This window comes from Microbacterium sp. Au-Mic1 (assembly GCF_021341785.1).
Taxonomy (GTDB): Bacteria; Actinomycetota; Actinomycetes; order Actinomycetales; family Microbacteriaceae; genus Microbacterium.
This window is the reverse complement of sequence record NZ_JAJTTF010000003.1, coordinates 290,645-310,460: the sequence shown is the minus strand read 5'-3', so window position 1 is coordinate 310,460 and position 19,816 is coordinate 290,645. Positions and strand designations below refer to the sequence as shown.

General features: G+C 68.4%; 17 protein-coding genes and 1 tRNA gene. 11 read left to right on the top strand and 7 right to left on the bottom strand.

Going from position 1 to position 19,816, the window contains the following annotated elements; all coding sequences use genetic code 11:
* Positions 1 to 205: 205 nt before the first annotated feature.
* The 3 genes from nusG to LXM50_RS05985 form a co-directional block, all read right to left on the bottom strand.
* Complete coding sequence (gene nusG, locus LXM50_RS05995; protein ID WP_233310397.1) at positions 206 to 1,333, bottom strand: transcription termination/antitermination protein NusG; 1,128 nt, start codon at positions 1,331 to 1,333, stop codon at positions 206 to 208.
* A 55-nt stretch (positions 1,334 to 1,388) separates the two neighbouring features.
* Complete coding sequence (gene secE / locus LXM50_RS05990) at positions 1,389 to 1,664, bottom strand: preprotein translocase subunit SecE (protein WP_045250801.1); 276 nt, start codon at positions 1,662 to 1,664, stop codon at positions 1,389 to 1,391.
* A 39-nt stretch (positions 1,665 to 1,703) separates the two neighbouring features.
* Positions 1,704 to 1,776 (bottom strand) — tRNA-Trp (locus LXM50_RS05985).
* Between the two features lie 257 nt (positions 1,777 to 2,033).
* Here LXM50_RS05985 and LXM50_RS05980 point away from each other — a divergent pair.
* Complete coding sequence (locus LXM50_RS05980) at positions 2,034 to 3,896, top strand: HSP90 family protein (RefSeq protein ID WP_233310396.1); 1,863 nt, start codon at positions 2,034 to 2,036, stop codon at positions 3,894 to 3,896.
* Between the two features lie 79 nt (positions 3,897 to 3,975).
* Entirely contained in the window at positions 3,976 to 6,798 is a 2,823-nt protein-coding gene (locus LXM50_RS05975; RefSeq protein WP_233310395.1) for a hypothetical protein, read from the top strand.
* A gap of 52 nt (positions 6,799 to 6,850) precedes the next feature.
* Here the strand turns inward: LXM50_RS05975 and poxB are convergent, their stop codons facing one another.
* Together poxB and LXM50_RS05965 are read right to left on the bottom strand one after the other, a co-directional pair.
* Positions 6,851 to 8,575 carry a ubiquinone-dependent pyruvate dehydrogenase gene (gene poxB, locus LXM50_RS05970; RefSeq protein ID WP_233310394.1) on the bottom strand — a complete coding sequence of 575 codons (1,725 nt, stop codon included), beginning with the start codon at positions 8,573 to 8,575 and terminating at the stop codon, positions 6,851 to 6,853.
* Between the two features lie 69 nt (positions 8,576 to 8,644).
* Positions 8,645 to 9,268: an NAD(P)-dependent oxidoreductase gene (locus tag LXM50_RS05965; protein ID WP_233310393.1), complete on the bottom strand. Its 624-nt coding sequence runs from the start codon at positions 9,266 to 9,268 to the stop codon at positions 8,645 to 8,647.
* 50 nt (positions 9,269 to 9,318) lie between these two features.
* On the opposite strand from LXM50_RS05965, the gene LXM50_RS05960 reads away from it, so the two are divergent.
* Positions 9,319 to 9,921 carry a TetR/AcrR family transcriptional regulator gene (locus LXM50_RS05960; RefSeq protein WP_233310392.1) on the top strand — a complete coding sequence of 201 codons (603 nt, stop codon included), beginning with the start codon at positions 9,319 to 9,321 and terminating at the stop codon, positions 9,919 to 9,921.
* A 109-nt stretch (positions 9,922 to 10,030) separates the two neighbouring features.
* Here LXM50_RS05960 and LXM50_RS05955 read toward each other — a convergent pair whose 3' ends face one another.
* Positions 10,031 to 10,687 (bottom strand): class II aldolase/adducin family protein, encoded by a 657-nt coding sequence (locus LXM50_RS05955; RefSeq protein ID WP_233310391.1) that lies wholly within the window; start codon positions 10,685 to 10,687, stop codon positions 10,031 to 10,033.
* A 218-nt stretch (positions 10,688 to 10,905) separates the two neighbouring features.
* On the opposite strand from LXM50_RS05955, the gene LXM50_RS05950 reads away from it, so the two are divergent.
* Together LXM50_RS05950 and LXM50_RS05945 are read left to right on the top strand one after the other, a co-directional pair.
* Positions 10,906 to 11,739: a purine-nucleoside phosphorylase gene (locus LXM50_RS05950; RefSeq protein WP_233310390.1), complete on the top strand. Its 834-nt coding sequence runs from the start codon at positions 10,906 to 10,908 to the stop codon at positions 11,737 to 11,739.
* A gap of 48 nt (positions 11,740 to 11,787) precedes the next feature.
* On the top strand, positions 11,788 to 13,320 hold the full coding sequence (locus tag LXM50_RS05945; RefSeq protein ID WP_267920603.1) for a sulfatase: 1,533 nt from the start codon (positions 11,788 to 11,790) through the stop codon (positions 13,318 to 13,320).
* Between the two features lie 67 nt (positions 13,321 to 13,387).
* On the opposite strand, the gene LXM50_RS05940 is transcribed toward LXM50_RS05945, so the two are convergent.
* Positions 13,388 to 14,122 carry a GntR family transcriptional regulator gene (locus tag LXM50_RS05940; RefSeq protein WP_233310388.1) on the bottom strand — a complete coding sequence of 245 codons (735 nt, stop codon included), beginning with the start codon at positions 14,120 to 14,122 and terminating at the stop codon, positions 13,388 to 13,390.
* Positions 14,123 to 14,239: 117 nt separating this feature from the next.
* Between LXM50_RS05940 and LXM50_RS05935 the strand changes: the two genes are divergently transcribed.
* The 6 genes from LXM50_RS05935 to LXM50_RS05910 all read left to right on the top strand — a co-directional run bounded on the left by LXM50_RS05935 (position 14,240) and on the right by LXM50_RS05910 (position 19,711).
* Positions 14,240 to 15,343 carry a s-methyl-5-thioribose-1-phosphate isomerase gene (locus LXM50_RS05935; RefSeq protein ID WP_233310387.1) on the top strand — a complete coding sequence of 368 codons (1,104 nt, stop codon included), beginning with the start codon at positions 14,240 to 14,242 and terminating at the stop codon, positions 15,341 to 15,343.
* On the top strand, positions 15,340 to 16,152 hold the full coding sequence (locus LXM50_RS05930; RefSeq protein ID WP_233310386.1) for an ABC transporter ATP-binding protein: 813 nt from the start codon (positions 15,340 to 15,342) through the stop codon (positions 16,150 to 16,152). The genes LXM50_RS05935 and LXM50_RS05930 overlap by 4 nt, the downstream gene beginning before the upstream one ends.
* Positions 16,149 to 16,895 carry an ABC transporter permease gene (locus LXM50_RS05925; protein ID WP_233310385.1) on the top strand — a complete coding sequence of 249 codons (747 nt, stop codon included), beginning with the start codon at positions 16,149 to 16,151 and terminating at the stop codon, positions 16,893 to 16,895. The genes LXM50_RS05930 and LXM50_RS05925 overlap by 4 nt, the downstream gene beginning before the upstream one ends.
* Positions 16,892 to 17,638 (top strand): ABC transporter permease, encoded by a 747-nt coding sequence (locus tag LXM50_RS05920; protein ID WP_233310384.1) that lies wholly within the window; start codon positions 16,892 to 16,894, stop codon positions 17,636 to 17,638. Before LXM50_RS05925 ends, LXM50_RS05920 begins: the two co-directional genes overlap by 4 nt.
* An 89-nt stretch (positions 17,639 to 17,727) precedes the next feature.
* Complete coding sequence (locus LXM50_RS05915) at positions 17,728 to 18,768, top strand: ABC transporter substrate-binding protein (protein ID WP_233310383.1); 1,041 nt, start codon at positions 17,728 to 17,730, stop codon at positions 18,766 to 18,768.
* A 340-nt stretch (positions 18,769 to 19,108) separates the two neighbouring features.
* Entirely contained in the window at positions 19,109 to 19,711 is a 603-nt protein-coding gene (locus tag LXM50_RS05910) for a hypothetical protein (RefSeq protein ID WP_233310382.1), read from the top strand.
* Positions 19,712 to 19,816 lie beyond the last annotated feature (105 nt).

Below are 19,816 nucleotides of genomic sequence, written 5' to 3'. Positions count from 1 at the left end.
TTTCTCGAGCGGATGCCCGGGGCATCCCTCTCCCGCGGATCCGGCATCTCCGGAACGCGGTGGCGTTCGTGCGCACGACGAACGGGCGCACAAACCATAGGAGTCTACCCGATCCACCGCTCCGACGCACATCGGCGATCGTTCCGGACACGCGAGAACGGCCGCCCCGAAGGACGGCCGTTCTCGGTGCACTTCCGGGGAAGCGTCAGATCATCTTGGTGACCTGGTCGAACGACAGCTCGACCGGGGTCTCGCGCTCGAAGAGCGACACGAGCACGGTGAGCTTGCCGCTCTCCGGCTTGATCTCGGAGATCGAACCGGGAAGACCCGCGAACGAGCCCTCCTTGATCGTGATGGTCTCGCCGATCTCGAAGTCGACCTCGGCCGCGAGCGGACGGGCCACGGCGGTGCCGCCCTTGGCCGCGACGGCCTTGGCGGTGGGGATGTCCTTGACCTCGACGAGCGACTTCAGCATGTTGAAGGCCTCTTCGAAGCGAAGCGGGGTCGGGTTGTGCGCGTTGCCGACGAACCCGGTGACGCCCGGCGTGTGCCGCACGACGGACCAGGTGTCCTCGTTCAGCTCCATGCGCACGAGCACGTAGCCGGGGATCCGGACGCGCGTGACCATCTTGCGCTGACCGTTCTTGATCTCGACGACGTCCTCCATCGGGACCTCGATCTGGTAGATGTCGTCCTCGACCTCGAGCGTCGACTTGCGCTGCTCGATGTTGGCCTTCACCTTGCGCTCGAAGCCGGCGTAGGAGTGGATGACGTACCACTTGCCGGGCAGCATGCGCAGGTCCATGCGGAAGGCCTCGTACGGGTCCTCCTCGGCGTCGGCATCGTCGAGGTCGCTCGGCGCGCTCGCGGCGTCCGCAGCGTCGAGGTCGGACTCGACCGCGTCGACGACACCGGCGGCCGCATCGATCTCGGCGACCTCCTCGGGATCGAGGACTGGAGCGTCCTCCTCGCCGTTCACGTCGGGGCCGTCATAGGGCGTGACCTCGTCGGCGGCGGCGGCCTTGCGGTCGGCGGCCTCCTCGGCCACGGAGTCGTTGAGGACCTCAGCGGCGGCTTCGGACTCAGCCGCCTGGTCCAGGTTGAGAGCGTCGTTCACGATCGCGTCTGCCTCCGGGTCTTCTTCGAATTCGATGTCTTCGTCGTCCGCGTCCGCGTCGTCGTCGCCCTCGATGTGCAGGGCGACCCGCTCGGCGGCCTCGACGGCGCGCTCCTCGGAGGCGAGGACATCGCCCTCCTGAGCCTCGTCGTCTTCGCTGGACTGCTCGGCGGCGGTCGCCCAGTCGACGTCGTCGCCAGAGTATCGTTCGGACACTTGCTCTTCTCTCCTTCAGGTTCGGCCCGGGGTCAGTTGCCACCGGGCCGCGGGATCACGCGGTTTTCCCGGGAACCCCGAAGACTTGCGTCGTCAGCCACGAGAAGGCCATGTCGAGCCCGTACACGAGGGCCATCATCACGATCACGAAGCCCAGCACGACCAGGGTGTACTTGACGAGCTCCTTGCGCGTGGGCGTGACCACCTTGCGAAGCTCGGCGATCACCTGACGGAAGAACAGCGCGATGCGACCGAAGAAGCCGAGCTTCTTGTCGCGGCTCGCGCCGCCGTTCGCTGTGGGAACCACAGCGCCCGATGCGTCCTGAACCATCCTGGAGTACCTTTCGTGTGCCGGCTGCGCGCCGACGCGCAGGGCGGACAGGAATCGAACCTGCAACCTGCGGTTTTGGAGACCGCTGCTCTGCCAATTGAGCTACCGCCCTAGAGATCCGGAGATCTCTGTCCGCACCTTCTCCACGTTCCGGGAGACCCGGGCATGGCGAAAGAATGCAGACAACAACTGCTCGTCCAGTGTACGGCATCCGCACCGGCCCTCCGAACCGGGGCCGCATCCCGGGCGCGGCACGCGCGCCCGGGATCCACCGCGCCGCTGCCGCGCAGCGGGCCCGAGCCGCGGTTGTTAGGCTCGGCGTGCGGCCGAGGAGACCTCGGGGATCCTGCGGTCGCGGAGGGAGAGTCGATGGCGGCGGAGGATCCAGCGCCCGCGGAGGCGCAGCAGTTCCAGGTGGACCTGCGCGGCGTCGTCGACCTGCTCAGCCGCCACATCTACTCCGGGCCCCGCGTCTACCTGCGCGAGCTGCTGCAGAACGCCCGCGACGCCCTCGCCGCTCGGCGTGAGGTCGACGGGCTCGGCGGCACCATCCGCATCCGCCCGCTCCCCGCCGAGGGCGGCGAGTTCGTGCTGAGCGACGACGGCGTGGGCCTGACGGCGGACGAGGTCGCCGAACTGCTCGCGACGGTCGGACGCAGTTCCAAGCGCGACATCTTCGACCTGCCCCGCAGCGACTACCTGGGCCAGTTCGGCATCGGGCTGCTCAGCTGCTTCATGGTGGCGGACGAGATCGTGATCCGCTCCCGCAGCGCCCGCGGCGGGCGTGCCGTCGAGTGGATCGGATCCGCCGACGGCACCTTCCGTGTGCGCGAGCTCGACGACGATCTGCCCATCGGCACGAGTGTTCACCTCGTGCCGCGCTTCGACGCCGGCGATCTGCTGCGCGCGGCGGCGGTGCGGGAGCTCGCCACGACCTTCGCCGAGTTCCTGCCCACGACCGTGCTGCTGGAGCTGCCCGGCGGCGACGCGCGGATCACGCATGAGCCGCCGTTCCTGGACCCCGGGCAGGACCCGGCCGCGACGGTCGGTTACGGCCGCGAGCTCATCGGATCCGCCCCGCTCGACGTCATCGAGCTCACCGAGCCCGCCACGGGCACACGCGGAGTCGCCTACGTGCTGCCCTTCGCTCCCCCGCCAGGCGCGCGGCAGGCGACGCGGATGTACCTGGGCCGGATGCTGCTGTCGGAGCGCGCGGACGACGTGCTCCCGGAGTGGGCGTTCTTCGTGCGCGCCGTGATCGACTCCACCGGCCTGAACCCGACCGCCAGCCGCGAATCGCTGGTCGACGACGAAGCGCTCGCGCTCGTTCGACAGCAGCTCGGCGCGGCGCTGCGGCGCTGGGTCCTCGAGCTCGGGCTGCGTGAACCGCACCGGCTCGCGCAGTTCGTCGCGGTGCACGAGGTGGGGCTCAAGTCGCTCATCCGGCACGATGACGAGCTCGCCCGGTTCATCACGCGGTGGCTCACCGTGGAGACCACGCACGGCACGATGAGCGTCGGCGACCTCGTCGCACGCGACGAGCGCATCCGCTATGCCGAGACCGTGGACGAGTTCCGCCAGGTCGCCGGCATCAACCGCGCCGAGCAGATCCTGGTGAACGGCGGCTATCTGTACGACGCGGATCTGATCCGTCGCCTGCCCGATCTGTATCCCGCGGTGACCGTCGAGCGCGTCGACGTCGTCGGCGAGCTGGACCGGCTGGACCCGCCTCCGCTCGACGACAGGGCCGCGGCGGTCGCGCTCGAGGACCGTGCGGCCTCCGTGCTGGCCGACGTCGGCTGTGCGGTCGTGGTGCGCACGATCGACCTGCCGGAGCTGCCGTCCCTGTACGTCGCCGACCCCGCCGTGCTGCGGCGGATCGACCGCACCAGGACCAAGGGCATCTCGGGCGCGCTTTGGGGCGGCGTGCTGGACCGCATCGACGGCGCCGTGGGCGAGGAGCGGGACGACGACCTCGCGGCCCGGCTGTGCCTGAACTGGGGCAACCGCGTAGTGCGCGCCCTGAGCACGGTCGCCGATGATGCTGTGTTCGGGCGCACCGTGCAGCTGCTGTACATCCAGGCGCTCCTCGCCGGGCACCGTCCGCTCGGCGACGCCGATCGCGCGCTGATGACCGGCGCCCTCTCGGACCTCGTCGCGCTCTCGGCCGGATTGACCGGTCTGGAGCCGCCCCCGCCGGCCGACGAACCGGATCCCCACTTCCCGTCCTGACGACGGGCCGCACTCCCCCGCGTGACGGCGGGGCCCAGTTCTCCCGCGCAGACCGCGGGCCGCACATCCGGAGGACGACATGGCAGAACCGAAGAAGCAGCTGGACCGTCTTTTCGAGGAGATCGACCGCACCCCCTGGGGACCGCAGGAACGCGCTCTCGTCGCCGAAGCCGTCGCACTCGCGCAGGAGATCGGCGACGAGCAGCTGGAGTACCACGCCCGCATGCGGCAGACGGCCTCGGCGAACATGGGCGGACTCACCGACCTGATGCTGAGCTCGTTCGCCTGGTGCCTCGCGCACCACGACGCGGATCCGGCCCGGTTCCCCGCCGACATCGACAACGGCGCGGCCGATCTGATGTGGCAGTTCAAGTGGATGGCGTCCTCGCTGCGCAGCTCTCCCGCGTTCGCGCCGGAGCAGGTCGCCGCGGTCCTGGACGACATGGAGGCGCACTATCGCGCGGCGGGCCTCGGTATGAGCGGCGTGCTGATGGCGCGGTTCGAGGACGCGCACGCCGCGGGACGGATGGACGAGGCAGAGCGGCTGCGCGTGCAGCTGGAGGCCACGCCGCGCGACTCGCACAGCCACTGCGACGCCTGCGGCCGGAGCCAGGTCGCCGGCTTCTTCGCCGACACGGACCGCGACGAGGAGGCGATCCGCCTCGTCGAGGAGATGCTCGAGGGCGGCTTCTCGTGCGGCGAGGAGCCCGAGCACGCGCTGTCGGTGTCGCTGCTGCCGTACCTGCGCCTCGGCCGCGGGGAGCAGGCCCGTGCGGCGCATCTGCGCAGCTACCGGCTCGCGAAGGACAATCCGGATCTGCTCACCGCGATCGCGAACAGCATCCGCTTCTGCAGCGTGAGCGGCAACGAGGCCCGCGCACTCACCCTCATCGAACGGCACCTCCCCTGGCTCGCCCACGATGCTCTCAACGCCCAGGGCCACTTCCGCATGCTCACCGCGCTCGGCACGGCGCTCGACGCGGTCACGGCGGCGGGTCACGGCGCCACCCCGATCCGCGGGGCGGACTCCCCCGACCTGGAGCCCTTCTTCGGTGCACCCGACGGCACGGACGGCGGGGCCTGGTCCGCCGCGGGGCTCGCGACCGCAGCCTGGGCCGCAGCCGAGCGGATCGGCATGCGGTTCGACGAGCGCGACGGCACCGACAACCACGCCCAGCGGCTGCGCCTCGCCCGACGGACCGCCACGGAGCGCTACGACGTGCCGATCCGCAGCGACGTGTTCGCCGCGCCCCCGGTCGACGCCGTCCCGACCGACGACGAGGGCTGGTACCGTCGCGTGCTCGACCTCGCCGGCTACGGTGCGGCCGCGGACACGCTGGACGCACTGGCGCACGTGATCGACCGGGTGGATCCCGAGCGCCGCGCGGTGCTCACCGGTCAGCGGCTCGCGGCACTGGTGAACCTCGACCGCATCGACGAGGCGACGGCGCTGCTGCCGGACCGGCTCCGAGCCCTGCGCGCCGCAGGGCTCGACGCGCAGGCCGCCGTCGAGGAGCGGTTCGGCCTGGCCCTGTTCGGCACGGCGACCGATGCGGACAACGCCGCCCTCGCCGACCTGTTCGCGGCCTCCGCGGATCCCGCCGGACCGCACGCGCTGCCGCCGGCCACTCGCGGAGACATCGCGCTGACGCTGGCGTTCGACCTCGGCGACGACCCGGCGGCGGCCCTCGCGCTCGCAGAGCAGGCGGCCGCGCTGTTCGCCGAGGCGGGCGACGCACGCCTCGGGCACGGCGCGGAGATCGCGGCGGCCATGGCACTGCTGCGTGCCGACCGCGGCGACGAGGCGCTCGCCCGGATCGACGCCCTGCTGGCCGATGCGGCGATCACCCGCGGCGTGCGCGCGCGGATGCTCGAGACGCGGGCGAGGGTGCAGGGCGGACGCGGCGCGTTCGCCGAGGGCGCGGCCGACGCCGACGAGGCCGGCCGGATCCTGGCGGAGCTCGGCAGCCTGACGCCCCTCGCCGGGGCGCAGATGCTCGCCGGCGCGCTGTGGGAGGACGCGGAGGAGCCGGAGCAGGCGCTTACGCGCTACCGCGTCGGCGCCCGTCTGCTGGAGCAGCGCGGCGGCGATGTCGCCGGGGCGAAGTACCGGGCGGCGCGCAGCATGCTGAACTCCGGAGCCGTGGAGGAGGCCGCGGAGCTCTTCGGCGAGGTGCTGCAGCTCGAGGAGGCCGACGAGGTGCCTGCCGGCAGCCGGGCGATGACCGCCCTCATGCTGGCGCGCGCCCTCCGCGCGGCCGGCGAGGGCGGGCAGGCGTACGGCGCCTTCGGCTATGCGGCGGAGCTGTTCGGCGAAGCCGAGAACCCCGCCGACCAGGCGCTCGCCCTGATGAACCGCGCGCAGATCCTCGCTCAGTACGACGAGCGGGAGCAGGCCGTCGAGACTCTCGAGGAGGCCGCGGCGATCGTCCGCACGGCCGACGATGCCCCTGCCGCCGTGGTCGAGGTGCTGCACAACCTCGGCCAGTCGTACGGTGCGCAGCAGGATCCTCGCGCCTTCGCGCTGTTCGACGAGGTCGAGGCCGTCGCGCGGGCGAACGACGCGGACTGGGTCATCGCCGACGTCACGGACTCCCGGGCGCGGGCCCTGCTGTCCTCGGAGCGCGTGGACGAGGGCGTGGCCGCGGCGCTCACAGCCTCGGATGCGTTCGCCGCCGTCGGCGACGCGCAGTCCGCGGGCGGATCCGCGCTGCTCGCCGCCCGGGCGCTCACCGGCGGAGGACGCGCAGCGGACGCCGTCGCGGCCTATCGCGCGGTGCTCGACCAGGCCGCGGAGATCCCCCCACTGCGCCAGATCGCCGCGCTCGAACTCGGCGACGTGCTGCAGGGCCTCGGACGCGATGGCGAGGCCGCCAAGGTGCGCCGGCTCGCCGAGGAGTGAGAAGGACCCGGATCCGGTCCCGGCGGCAGCCGCGGGGCGGATCCGGATCCGCTCAGAACAGCTGGCGCCAGTTGGCCTTGGCCAGGTCGAGCAGCTCGTCGCCGCGCCCGGAGAGCACGGTGCGGATCGCGTACAGCGCGAACCCCTTGACCTGCTCGGCGTTCACGGCCGGGGGCATGGACAGCTCCTGCCGTTCGGTCACGACGTCGAGCAGCGCCGGGCCGTCGTGCGCGAGCACCTCGGCCAGCGCCCCCGGAAGGTCCTCGCTGCGCTCCACGCGACGCCCGAAGATGCCCATCGCCTCGGCGACGGCGGCGAAGTCGGGGTTGCTCAGGTCGGTGCCGTAGTTCACGAAGCCGGCGGCCTTCATCTCCAGCTCGACGAAATTGAGCGAGGAGTTGTTCACCACAATCGTCTTCACCGGCAGCCGGTTCTGCGTGAGCGAGATGAGCTCGCCGAGCATCATCGTGAGCCCGCCGTCACCCGCGAGCGCGACGACCTGGCGGTCGGGCTCGGTCGCCTGCGCACCGATGCCGTGCAGCAGGGCGTTCGCCATGGAACCGTGGTTGAAGGAGCCGATGAGCCGGCGCCTGCCGTTCATGTGCAGATAGCGCGCGGCCCAGACCGTGGGCGACCCCACGTCGGCGGTGAACACCGCGTCGTCGGCGGCGGCCTCGTCGAGCAGGCGGGCCAGGTACTGCGGGTGGATCGGCGCCGTGCCGCGCGAGGGCACCGCCAGTTCATCGAGCTTGGCCCTGGTCCTGCGGTAGTGGGCGGTGGCGTCGTCGAGGTGCGCGCGCCGGCGATCCGCCTTGAGGCGGGGCAGCAGCGCTGCGGCGGTCGCGCCGACGTCGCCCATGAGGCCCAGATCCAGAGGGTGGCGCCGCCCGAGATTCTCGCCGCGGATGTCGACCTGGATCGTCGTCGCATTCGCCGGGTAGAACTGCGGGTACGGGAAGTCGGATCCGAGGATCAGCAGGGCGTCGGCGCCGTCCATGGCCCGGTATCCGGACGCGAACCCGAGAAGACCGGTCATCCCCACGTCGAAGGGGTTGTCGTACTCCACGAACTCCTTGCCTCGGAGGGCATGCACGACGGGCGCGGCGAGCCGGTCCGCGAGCGCCACGATCTCGTCGTGCGCCCCCTCAGCACCGGCGCCGGCGAGGATGGTCACCTTCGACGCGGCGTTCAGCAGGGTCGCCGCGCGCTCCAGCTCCTCGCCGCTCGGCACCACGACGGGCCGGCTGCGCTCGATCACCGTGACGCGGTCGTCCTCGGCCTGCGCGAGCGCGATGTCGCCCGGGATGACGAGCACCGCCACCCCGCGCTTCTCGATCGCCTGACGCATCGCGATCTGCAGGAGGCGCGGCATCTGGACCGGATCCGACACATACTCGACGTAGACGCTGCACTCGCGGAACAGCTCCTGCGGGTGCGTCTCCTGGAAGTACTGGGTGCCGATCTCGCTCGTCGGGATGTGCGCGGCGATCGCGAGCACCGGAACCCGCGAACGGTTCGCGTCGTAGAGGCCGTTGATCAGGTGCAGGTTGCCCGGCCCGCACGATCCGGCTGCGACCGCCAGCTCTCCCGTGAGCGCGGCCTCCGCGGCCGCGGCGAAGGCGGCGGTCTCCTCGTGGCGCACGTGCACCCAGCGGATCCCGCCGTCCTTGCGCAGCGCGTCGGTGAAGCCGTTCAAGGAGTCCCCCGGGATCCCGTACACGCGCTTCACCCCGTTCGCGCGGAGGGTGCTGACGATGTTCTCGGCGACGGTGGTCATGACGGCCTCTCGTGAAAGCGAACAGGACATCTCGAGGCTACGCCCGCCTGCCGCCACCGGGGCCGCTCGCTACTCCGTGATGTAGACGGCGTGCCGGATCCATTCCGGACGGGACAGCGCCTCGACCGCGGCGCGTCCGACCGTGTCGAACCGCGTGCTGTAATGCCAGCGCACGGTACGGTCGACGCCCACCCGGTAGCCGGCGGCGCCCGTGCCCGGGATGAGCCGGGAGGGACGCAGGCTCGTCCAGTCCGTGCCGCTGGCCGCGAGCGCCGCGTCCATGGCCCGGGTGTCGGCGTTGTTCGCCGCCAGCACGCGTTCGAGGATGGGCTTCGCCACGAAACGGGACAGCGGATCGTCGTGGGCCACGTACGCCCCGGATGCGGAGACCGCGACCACGCGCGACACGTCCGCGGCGTCCATCGCGGCGAGGAGCGCCGTCATGCCCTCCTGCAGCAGCACGACATCGCCGTCCGCGCGCACGTGCCCGATCGCGGAGATCACCGCATCGGCGCCGCGCAGGGCGGCGGTGAGCCCGGCGACGTCTCGGGCATCCGCGGTCGCGACGATCGTCCCCTCCCGCGCGGATTCGGGTCTGCGCACGACCGAGACGACCTCGAACCCTGCAGCGAGGGCGTGCGCGACCGCAGCCCTGCCCGATCGACCCGACGCTCCGACGATGGCGACACGCATGAGCTGCTCCTTGCCCCGGTAAGTGATTACTCACTCACTATATTCGGATCATGTCTCCCGCCACACCTCAGGCCTCATCCCGCGAGCGGATCCTCGACGCCGCGCTCCTCGTGATGCGCGAACGCGGGCTCGCGAACACCACGACGAAGCTCATCGCCGGGCAGGCGGGCCTGTCCGAGGCGATGCTGTACAAGCACTTCGCCGACAAGCAGCAGCTGTTCCTCAGCGTGCTGCGGGAGCGCACGCCGCGCGCACGCTTCGAAGCGGACTCCGGAAGCGAGAGTCTTGCCGCGGGGCTCGCCACGCTCGTCGCGGACCTCATGGCCTTCTTCACCCGCACCTTCCCGATCGCAGCCTCGATCTTCGGCTCGCCGACGCTGCTGACCGAGCACCGCGACGGGGTCGCTTCGCACGGCGGCGGTCCCGCGACCGTGATCGACGGCGTCCGCGCCCGCCTGGCCGCGGAGCAGGACGCCGGCCGGATCCACGCGGACGCCGACACGGAGTCGGCCGCGCGACTGCTGGTCGGCGCCGCGTTCCATCAGGGCTTCCTCGCGGCGTTCGAAGGCCTCGACGCCGTGCCCGACGCGGAGCACGTGGCCGCCGGGATCGTGGGCATGGTGCTTCCCGGGCTGCCCCCCGGCGAAGACTGAGAGTCCCGATCCGTCAGGACCCGACGACGCGCTCCGACCCGAGTCGGACCGCGCCGCGCGTCCAGCACCTGCGAAGTCTGCCGGCCATGAAGCGCGCGACGGCGCCATGTCACGTCGATTCAGGTTCTTCACCTGACGAATGATGGAGAGAGGCCAGTGCCGCAGGTGGAAACGTCGTCCCCGTGTCGCCCAGCAAGAGCGCCCGGTAGGTCGCTGTCGCCGCTTCCTCGAGGTTCAGCGCCCGGCGCAACGCCATCGAGACAGTCTCGCCCGTCGTCGAGCAGCCGTGATGACCCAGCACGACACAGTCGTGACCACGCGCCTGCTCGGCGGCAGAGTCCGCCAATTCCTGCGATCCGTTCGGGTAATAGTCAGTGCGTCCGATCGAGCGCACATAGAAGGCGTGATCGAGGGTGAGGAGACGGATCGGAATGCGCAGCGCATCAAGAAGAACGGCATGCTGCGGATGCACGTGGACGACCGCACGAGCATCAGGCCGCACCTGATACGTCCGCTGATGAAGGCGCCACTCGCTGGACGGCGATGCGCCCGAAACCCATTGCCCATCCATAGACATGATTGCGAAGTCATCGACGCTCATCTGATCGAGCCACGCGCCGGCACGGGAAACGACGAACACCCCGTCCTTCGTTCGGGCGGAAACGTTTCCCCCACTGGCGAGAGCCAGACCCCGCCGCACGATCTCCGCGCCGGCCTCGATCAACTGATGGATCAGTTCGAGATCGGACACCATGCGCTCGCTCATCAATCACTCCCCCCCGACGAGGGCAAGCCCGCAGGCGAAAGGCACAGGGAACGTATGTAGGTCCTTTCGACGCACCACGGAGACGTTCCGCCATTCGCACAGCAGACCCGACTGAGCGCGGGCAGGAAGCCTCCAGCACGAGCGGAGCTTCGGGGATATGAAAACATGGATAAACCACCTCTTGTCAGACGACTGACCACACATGCTAGAGTGCCCGCATGATGACTACAACCCCCAATCCGCTCGATCTCGCTCAGACAGATCCCTTCGACATCGCGCGAGAAGCGGCAGCTCAGATCGCGGAGGCCACCGGAGTAGCGCGGCACGACATCGGACTGACACTCGGCACCGGATGGGCCGAAGCTGCCGATGCCATGGGCGAGACGACCGCAACCATTGAGGCGACAGACATTGTCGGCTTCGGTAAGGCCGCGTTCGGAGATCACCTCGGCACGGTGCGCTCGATCCTGCTTCGCAGCGGAAAACGTGCACTCGTCGTGGGCGCGCGAACACACATCTACGAAGGTCACGGAGTACGCCAGGTCGTTCACAGCGTCCGGACCGCGGCCGCCGCGGGCGCGACGGTGATGGTGCTGACCAATGGTTCCGGCGGCATCCCCGCGCGGTGGACACCGGGAACACCCGTGCTCATCAGCGATCAGATCAACCTGACAGCGGAATCGCCTCTCGAGGGCGCGACCTTCATCGATCTGAGCGACTTGTACACGCCGCGGCTCCGACAGCTTGCACGTTCGGTCGCTCCGGACCTTGAGGAAGGCGTCTACTGCCAGTTCCGCGGCCCGCACCTGGAAACACCAGCCGAGGTGCGGATGGCGGAAACGATCGGCGGCCACATCGTGGGAATGTCGACGGGGCTCGAGGCGATCGCCGCCCGAGAAGCCGGAATGGAGATCCTCGGTATGTCATTGATCATGAACTACGCCGCAGGTGTGCAGGACGCCCCTCTCGACATGAAGGAGATCAGCGACGTCGGCTGGGCGTCACAGGCCGTACTCGGCCCCTTACTTGCCCAGATCGTGAATTCGATCTGATCCACCAGCGCGATCCGTCGATCTCAACACAGCGAGGAAGTGCAGTAGATGTCCCGTACGAATCCGCGAACGATCGTCTTGTTTATGGTCGATCAGCTGGCAGCGAAATGGTTGGAGGTCGCCCGCGAAGGAATCGTCGACCTGCCGAACTTCGATGCACTTCAGGCCGAAGGGACGACGTTCCTCAGCGCCTTCAGTACCAATCCGGTCTGCAGCCCGTCCCGCGCGAGCATCGCCACAGGGCTCTCCTCCTCGGTCCATGGCGTGGCGGAGTGCGGGTACAACCTGGACGCCACGATTCCCACCTTCATGGGGGTCCTGCAGAGCGCCGGCTGGATGACCGGGGGGTTCGGCAAGATCCACCTTCTACCGCAGATCGCCGACCTCACCCCGGATTATCGGCCCTTCGGTTTCGACGTCGTGAAGAACACTGAGGATTCGCGTGCGGGCGCCTGGCTGGACTGGGTCCGCGAGACTCATCCAGAGCACTACGTCGCCGCACAGTCGACCGTGTGGATGACGATGGTCCCTGAGCTGGAGGCATACGGGCCCGATCGCGTCGACTTGAAGGCGGAGATCCTCGCCGCACGCCGGAAGTTCCCCGAAAGTGCGACGGAGGCATATGAACTGCCTTTTCCCGCCGAAGTGTCGCAGACCGCGTGGATCACCGATCGAGCATGCGAATTCCTCGAGTCCGCTGAGGGCGACGTCTTCGCCCAGGTGAGTTATGTGCAACCGCACAGCCCTTTCGCGCCACCCGCAGAGTTCGTCGACCGAGTGAATATCGACCGCATCCCCGAACCCGTACGCGCCGACTGGCTCGATACGCCGATCCCCTACTACCAACAGGCGCGTTATTCGGCGCCGAGCTATGAGACCCACGATTGGCGTCGGGAGCGTCAGCTCTATTTTGCAGACCTCGCGCACCTCGATCACGAGCTGGGCCGCGTGCGGGAGGCACTGCGAAAATCCGGGCGGTGCGAGGACCTCCTGTTCATCTTCACGTCCGACCACGGCGAGCTGCTCCACGACCACGGACTCCTGGGCAAATGGGAACGTCACTACGACCCATGCATCCGGGTGCCGCTGATCGTGGGCGCGACCGGCGGCCGCGTAGCTCACGACGACACCTCCATCGTGGAGCATGTCGATATCGCCCCGACCATCTACGAATGGTCGGGGGTGCGAGCGCCCGCTCTGCCATTGCGCCGGCGGGAGATCGTGAACGAGACGGCTTCCCTCTCCGGACACTCTCTCCTGGAGCGAATTCGAACAGGAGGATCCGAGGACGTCCACCGGGAAACCGTCTATGTCCAGTCGAACAACGGATTCGGCGAACCGAATCCCCTCAGCTGGTCCAGGACCCTGCGCGACTCCCGCTACAGATATACCCGGCATCTGGCGGGTGGCGGCGAGCAACTGTTCGACCTGACGCTCGACCCCGATGAGCAGCACAACCTGGTCGGGGACCCGCAGGCCGCCCCGACGTTGCATCGTATGCGCGATGCTCTCGTCGAAGCCATCGCCACGGACACCTATCCCAACACCCCGATCGGTCTATACCAGGTGGGGTCATGGTGAGCGTGGCGGCGTCGCGGTGATGGTGTTTCGCCTGTGCCCAGACATGGCAGCGGTCTGAGCTTTGACGTCAGCGGGTGCGCACCAGGAGGAACTCGAAGTTCCCCTCGGTGAAATACGTCTTCGACCACGACAGCACGCGCCCGTCCTGGAGCAACTGGTGCTGCTCCAGGCAGAGATACAGCGGTACTTCCGGCTTCTCGTCGGTCCACGCGATCGTCTCGTCGTACACCGCGTGGACCGTCGAGATCGACTGGTCCGGCAGCAGACCGAGCGGTTGCAGCTTCTCGAAGATGGACCCGGTGAACTGCTCCGGGTCGAAGTCTCGCGGTAGCACCTCGGCGTTGACGTATGCCCACTCGAAGGCGATCACAGCACCCTGGGACAGGAAACACCTCTCCAAGGCGATCACTGACAGCGGGACGTCCGAATCGAAGTGACGGGCGTCCTCGTCCGTCGTCATCTTCATCTCCCGCACGCGATACTCCACCACGCATTCCCCTCGCTGCTCGGCAATGAGAGCGCTCATCGACCGGAGATCTTGAAGGCCAGTCACCACACCCGAACCGCGTGGCGCGACGAAGGTCCCCGCCCCCTGACGGACGCGCACCAATCCGCTCGCCGCGAGATTGCGCAGCGCCGTCCGAACGGTCGGCCTGCTCACACCCGCTTCTTCTGCGAGCGACAGCTCCGAGGGCAGCTGCTCACCCGGCGCCCACTCCCCCGCAACGATTCGGGCGCGCAGCATCTCGGCCAACTGCGCGGGAAGCGAGCGGCCGTCCTTCAAGCGGTTATCTGCTGGCATTCGATCTTTCCTCTTGACCGGTCAAGTGTGCGCTCGTAGTATACCTGCTAGTAGACAAGTGACGTCAGTCGTCTGACAGGTTACAAATCAGTCTACCGGATTCGTCAAGAGGTGAAGATGGAAACCACATCCCCGATCCCGCGCGAGCTGGAGACCGAGAAGATTCCCCGTGCCCGCGTTCCCCAGCCGACCCTCGTCGCCGAGAGCGTCCTGCTCGAGGACGACGTCGTCCGCATTCTCGACCGTCGGGTCTTCCCCTTCGAACGGGTCTGGGTCGAGTGCCGCTCCGTGGAGGAGGTCGCGCGCGCGATCGAGAACATGGTCACGCAGAGCAGCGGACCGTGGTTCGCCGCCGCCGGAGGCATGGCTCTCGGCGCCCGGGCCGCGGAACGGGAGCGTTCGACCGATGCCGGGCGGCACGCCGCGGTCCACGCATACGGGAAGCGTCTGAAGGCGACCCGGCGCACGAACAATCAGATTCGCGAGGTGGTGGATGATCTGCTCGCCGTCGCGGATGCGGCGCTCACCCAGGGCGACGACATCGTATCGGCGGTCGTACGCGGCGCCGTCGCCGCGGCCGATCGGTACACGGAACGAAGCCGACGCCTGGGAACGCACGCAGCGAACCTCATCCCGGATGGCGCGACGATCCTCACTCACTGCTGGGCGGAGTCCTACCTGACGGAGACGGTGGCCGCTGTGCTGGAGGCCGGAAAGTCCATCGAGGCGATCTGCACCGAAACCCGACCGTATCTGCAGGGCGCGCGCTTGACGTCCGAGAGCCTGGCCGAGATGGGCGTGCCGACCCGGCTGATCACGGACGGCATGGCCGCGCATCTGATGGATCGCGGCGACATCGACCTGTTCGTGACCGCGGCCGACCGTGTGACCATGGACGGCCACGTGGTCAACAAGATCGGGACGTTCCAGATCGCACTCGCGGCGCAGGCGCTGAATATTCCCTACATCGCGCTCGTGCATGCTCCCGACCTCAAGGCGCCACAGATCGCGGACGTGGAGATGGAGGACCGGGACGGCGACGAGGTGCTCTACTGCCTGGGTCGGCGCACGGCGTCCGAACGGGTCACCGGGATCTATCCCGCGTTCGACGTGACTCCCCCGCGCTACGTCAGTACCATCGTCACCGACCGGGGACGATTCTCTCCGTTCGATATGCGCTCCTACTACTCCGACGACCTCACGTCCGCGAGGCCGTCATGAGCGCCCGCGTGCTGGACCACACCTCCCTCGAACGGCCGACGCTGGACCTTCGAGGCATCGGAAAAACATTCCGAATCCGGCGCGGCGAGCAAGTCACTGCCCTCTCCGCCGTTGATCTTTCGATCGAGCCTGGCGAGTTCATCGCCCTGATCGGGCCTTCCGGTTGCGGCAAGAGCACCCTGCTGCGCATCATCTCCGGACTGGAGGCGCCGTCTGAAGGCACGGTGAGCGTCGGCGGGGAAGCGCCGGCACGCCTCATCAAGGAGCACCGTGTCGGCATCGCCTTCCAGGAGCACGCGCTGCTGCCGTGGGCCACGGTTACCGAGAACGTGGCGTTGCCGTTCCGCCTCGCCAGGCTGAGCGTCGACGAAGCACGGGTCGCCGAGTTGATCGATCTCGTCGGGCTCAACGGATTCGAGAACGCCCGACCCAAGCAGCTGAGCGGAGGCATGCGGCAGCGCGTCGCGATCGCGCGCTCCCTCGCGCTTCGACCCGACCTGCTTCTCCTGGACGAACCGTTCGGAGCGCTGGACGAGATCACCCGACGCCGGATGAACCTGGAACTCGCACGGATCTGGGCGGAGACCGGCGTGACAACGGTCATGGTCACCCACTCGGTGGACGAGGCGCTGCTTCTGGCCGATCGCGTGGTGGTCATGGGCACACGGCCGGGACGCATCGTCAAGGAGGTCGTCGTCGACATCGAGCGGCCTCGAGGGATCGAAACCATGGCGACTCCCCGATTCGCGGAGCTGAGCGCCCGGCTCGTCCGCTTGCTCGACCAGGACGACCAGGATCCTGCGCGATGAGCGTCACTGTTCGAGCCTCCCGGATGCTCGCGGGCGCACTGGTGCTGTGCGGACTCTGGCAGGTCGTGGGTCAGACCGGCGCGCTGGGGCCATCGTTTCCGGCGCTGAGCCAAGTCGGGGTGACGCTGCTCGCCCCCGGATACTCGGCTCTCTTCCTCGGCGCCATAGGCTCGACCACTCTTTCCGCCTGCCTGGGCCTGGTGATCGGCGGCGGCATGGCGGTCGTCGTGGCGGGTGTGCGGCAGACGCTGACATCGACGCGACCCGGTCTCGACCGGTTGGCTGCGCTGATCCACGCCATCCCCTTCATTGCGATCGCCCCAGTCATGATCATCGTGTTCGGGCGGGAGACCGCACCGACCGCGGTCGCCGCTCTCGCATCCTTCTTCCCCGTCTACGCCGGGTCTACGGTGGCGTTCGCCGCCGCACCACAGAGTCACGAAGATCTGTTCACCATCCTCGGCGGTTCCCGCATGGCCCGCTTCACGAGGCTTCACGTGCTCACCGCACTTCCGGGTCTGGCGGGCGCGTTGAAACTCGCCGCCCCGAGCGCGGTCCTCGGTGCAGTCATCGGCGAGTGGTTCGGAGCGCCGCAAGGCATCGGGCTGCTCATCCTCTCCTCGGCGCAGAACTACAACGTCCCGCTGCTCTGGGCCGCCGCCGTCCTTTCCACGCTCATGGCCATGGTCGGCTTCGTGCTCTTCGCCGCCGTACAGAGCCTCGCCATCAGGAGGTTCACGTGAACATCCTCGCTCGGATCCTCCGTCGCTGGTGGGCGGTCATCCTGATCATCCTCACGTGGCAGCTGGCCGTGATCGTCCTCGACGTCAGTCCGTTCCTTCTGCCTGGGCCCTTCACGATCATCGCGAACGTCGCCGACTCTCCCGGGACCTTCCTCGTTCCCCTGCTCATGACCCTGCGCACGGCTCTCATCGGCTTCGTGGTGGGCGTCGGAACGGGGTATCTCGCCGCATCCCTGACCTGGCTGTGGCCGATCTTCGGCACTGTGATCACTCCCGTGGCCCTCGTCATCCGGTCGGTGCCGTTCGTGGCCTTGATCCCCATCCTGGCGACGATTCTCGGTTACTCTTTGACGACCGCCTGGGTCATCTGTGCCATGGTCTGCTTCTTCCCGACGTTCGTCATGGTCGGTTCGGGGCTCTCCGATGTGCCGGCAAACGGCGACGACCTGTTCACTGTGGCAGGGGCCACGCGGTGGATGAGATACCGGCTCCTCGCTGTGCCTTCCTCGCTCGTGGCATTGGCGACCTCAATCCGGGTGTCCGCCGCCGCCGCCTTCACCGCGGCGCTCATCAGCGAGTTCCTCATGGGCGTACCGGGCCTCGCAGTGGTGCTCAACAACGCCCTCGCCGGCCTGGACATGACCGATCTCTGGGGCACCGCGCTGTGCGCCATTCTCATCGGAGTTCTCGCTTACCTCGGCGCGAACCGATTGGAGGCGTACGCGATCAGCCGCTGGAGCTGATCTACAGCAGCCTCATCCGTCGCGGATCCGTACCGCCCATCACGTCACTTGCCGAACTTCACCGGCCCATCCATTCAAAGGAGAACAAGATGCCCGACCATTCTCGAATCTCGAAACGACTCGCCGCCGCCATGCTGACGGCAGCCGCAACCGCGGCCCTGCTGAGCGGCTGCTCGGGCGGAACCACCCCGAAGAACACGGCCCCGGCGACCCCAATCAACGTGGCCTTCGCCTTCACGGAGAGCGTGCAGGATTCCGGATACTTCGTCGCGGACGACGCCGGGTACTACGCGAAACTGGGCGTGAAGGTCACCTTCACCCCGGGCGGTGGCAGTTCCCCCGCACCGGAAGTCGCGATCGCCTCCGGACAGGCCCAGATCGGCATCGAGAGCAACACGAGCCGGCTCTTCAGTTATCTGTCGAAGGCGGACGACATCGTCATCATCGGCCAGGTCTTCCAGGAAGCCCCCAACGGTCTCGTATCTCTGAAGGCGCGGCCGGTCCGCAACCCGCAAGATCTCGACGGAGCACGGATCATGGGCCCCTCGACAAACCAGGCGTTCGTCGCAGGTCTCATGAAGATCAACGACGTCACGAACTACTCCTTCGTGCCAGGCGGTGCCGATATCGGTGCGCTCCAGTCGGGCCAGGCCGACGCGATGCTCGCGTTCGCCACGAACCAGCCGGTGGCCCTTGAGAAGCAGGGCCTCACACCGGACAAGGATTTCTTCTTCACCCCGTTCGACAAGCTCAACTACCACGTGATGGCCGATGTCATCGTGGTGTCGAAATCGTTCCTCAAGGAGCACCGCGACGCGGTCGTCGCCTTCCTGAAGGCATCGACGCAGGGCTGGAAGGCGGCGATGAAGGATCCGCACTCCGCCGCGCAGTTGACGGTCAGCAAGTACGCGACGAACCAGGGCCTCGACGCGGCGACGCAGGAGATCTCACTCCAGAAGCAGATCCCGCTGATGACGTCGCCCCTCACCGAAGCGAAGGGTTTGCTCGCCGTCGACCCGAGTGTCATCACGTCGAAGGTCTACCCGGGACTCGAAGCCGCCGGCCTCACCGGGTTGCCCGATGCGTCCAAGGTCGTCGATATGAGCTTGCTCGAAGACGCCCAACGCTGACCCGCAGCATCCTCCGTGGCCTCTGGAGTCGATCCCAGGATCGTCGCCAGAGGCCACGCTTCCGTAGGGGCCCGATGGGCGCCGCCCGGGGCCGTTCGCTGCTTCGCGCCGCTCGCTACTGCGTGACGTAGATTGCGTGCCGGATCCGCTCCGGGCGGGACAGGACATCCACCGCCGCCCGCCCGTGTCGAAGCGGGTGCTCGCCGACGAGGCCCGCTGAACCCGATCCCGCGGCGACCTCCTATCTTGGCCGGCTCCTCTTGACCGCATCCGCAGATACCGACGCCCTGAGGGCATGCGCTCCACGGTCCGCCTCCCTGGAAACCCCTGGCCGCACGACATGTCGATCCGTGTCGAGGACGAACCGCATGCGCTGCTCGAGCTGCTGTGGGTGCGCGACGTCCACGGGTTGCGGCCGCCCGGTGATGTGCCGCCACCGCTGACGGATCCGCCCACGGCACGACGTTCCCCGGCGGACGCCACCGCATTGTCGAACGCGTGGTCTGAGCTGTGGCACGACGCCGTTGCCCACCTCGCGGAACTGGACCCCGTGCCGCTGATCGCAAGGATCGAACCGACCGCGCCGGGCTCTGACGAGCGGCGCGTGCTGCTCGAGCAGCTGAGGGGCCCGACGTGGCGCGACCGGTTCGGCGCAGAGGCTTTCGATGCCTCCTTCTCGGACTGGACCTCGCGCCGCGTGCGGGAGCATATCGCCGGACACCGCGCACCGTTGCATGAACACCCGGAGCGACGCGCTCTGGATGCACTGATTCCGGCGTGGAGGACCGGGCTCGTCCGGGTGATCGAGATCCCCTGCCGCGGCGAGTTCACGCGCATCGCCGGGCCCTCCGCGCTGCTCGTGACAGCGGAGACCCGGTCGGATCCAGAACGCTACGCCGAGGCGCTGACCGTGTTCGCCGCCCACAGGCGCGGCCGATCCTGACGGTCACATCGCCGCGGCATCGATAGCGAGACCGAACCTCCGTCTCGAGACCGACGATCGTTTCGTCGGTCTCGAGACGGAGTCTCGGTCTCGCGGTCAGCGGGA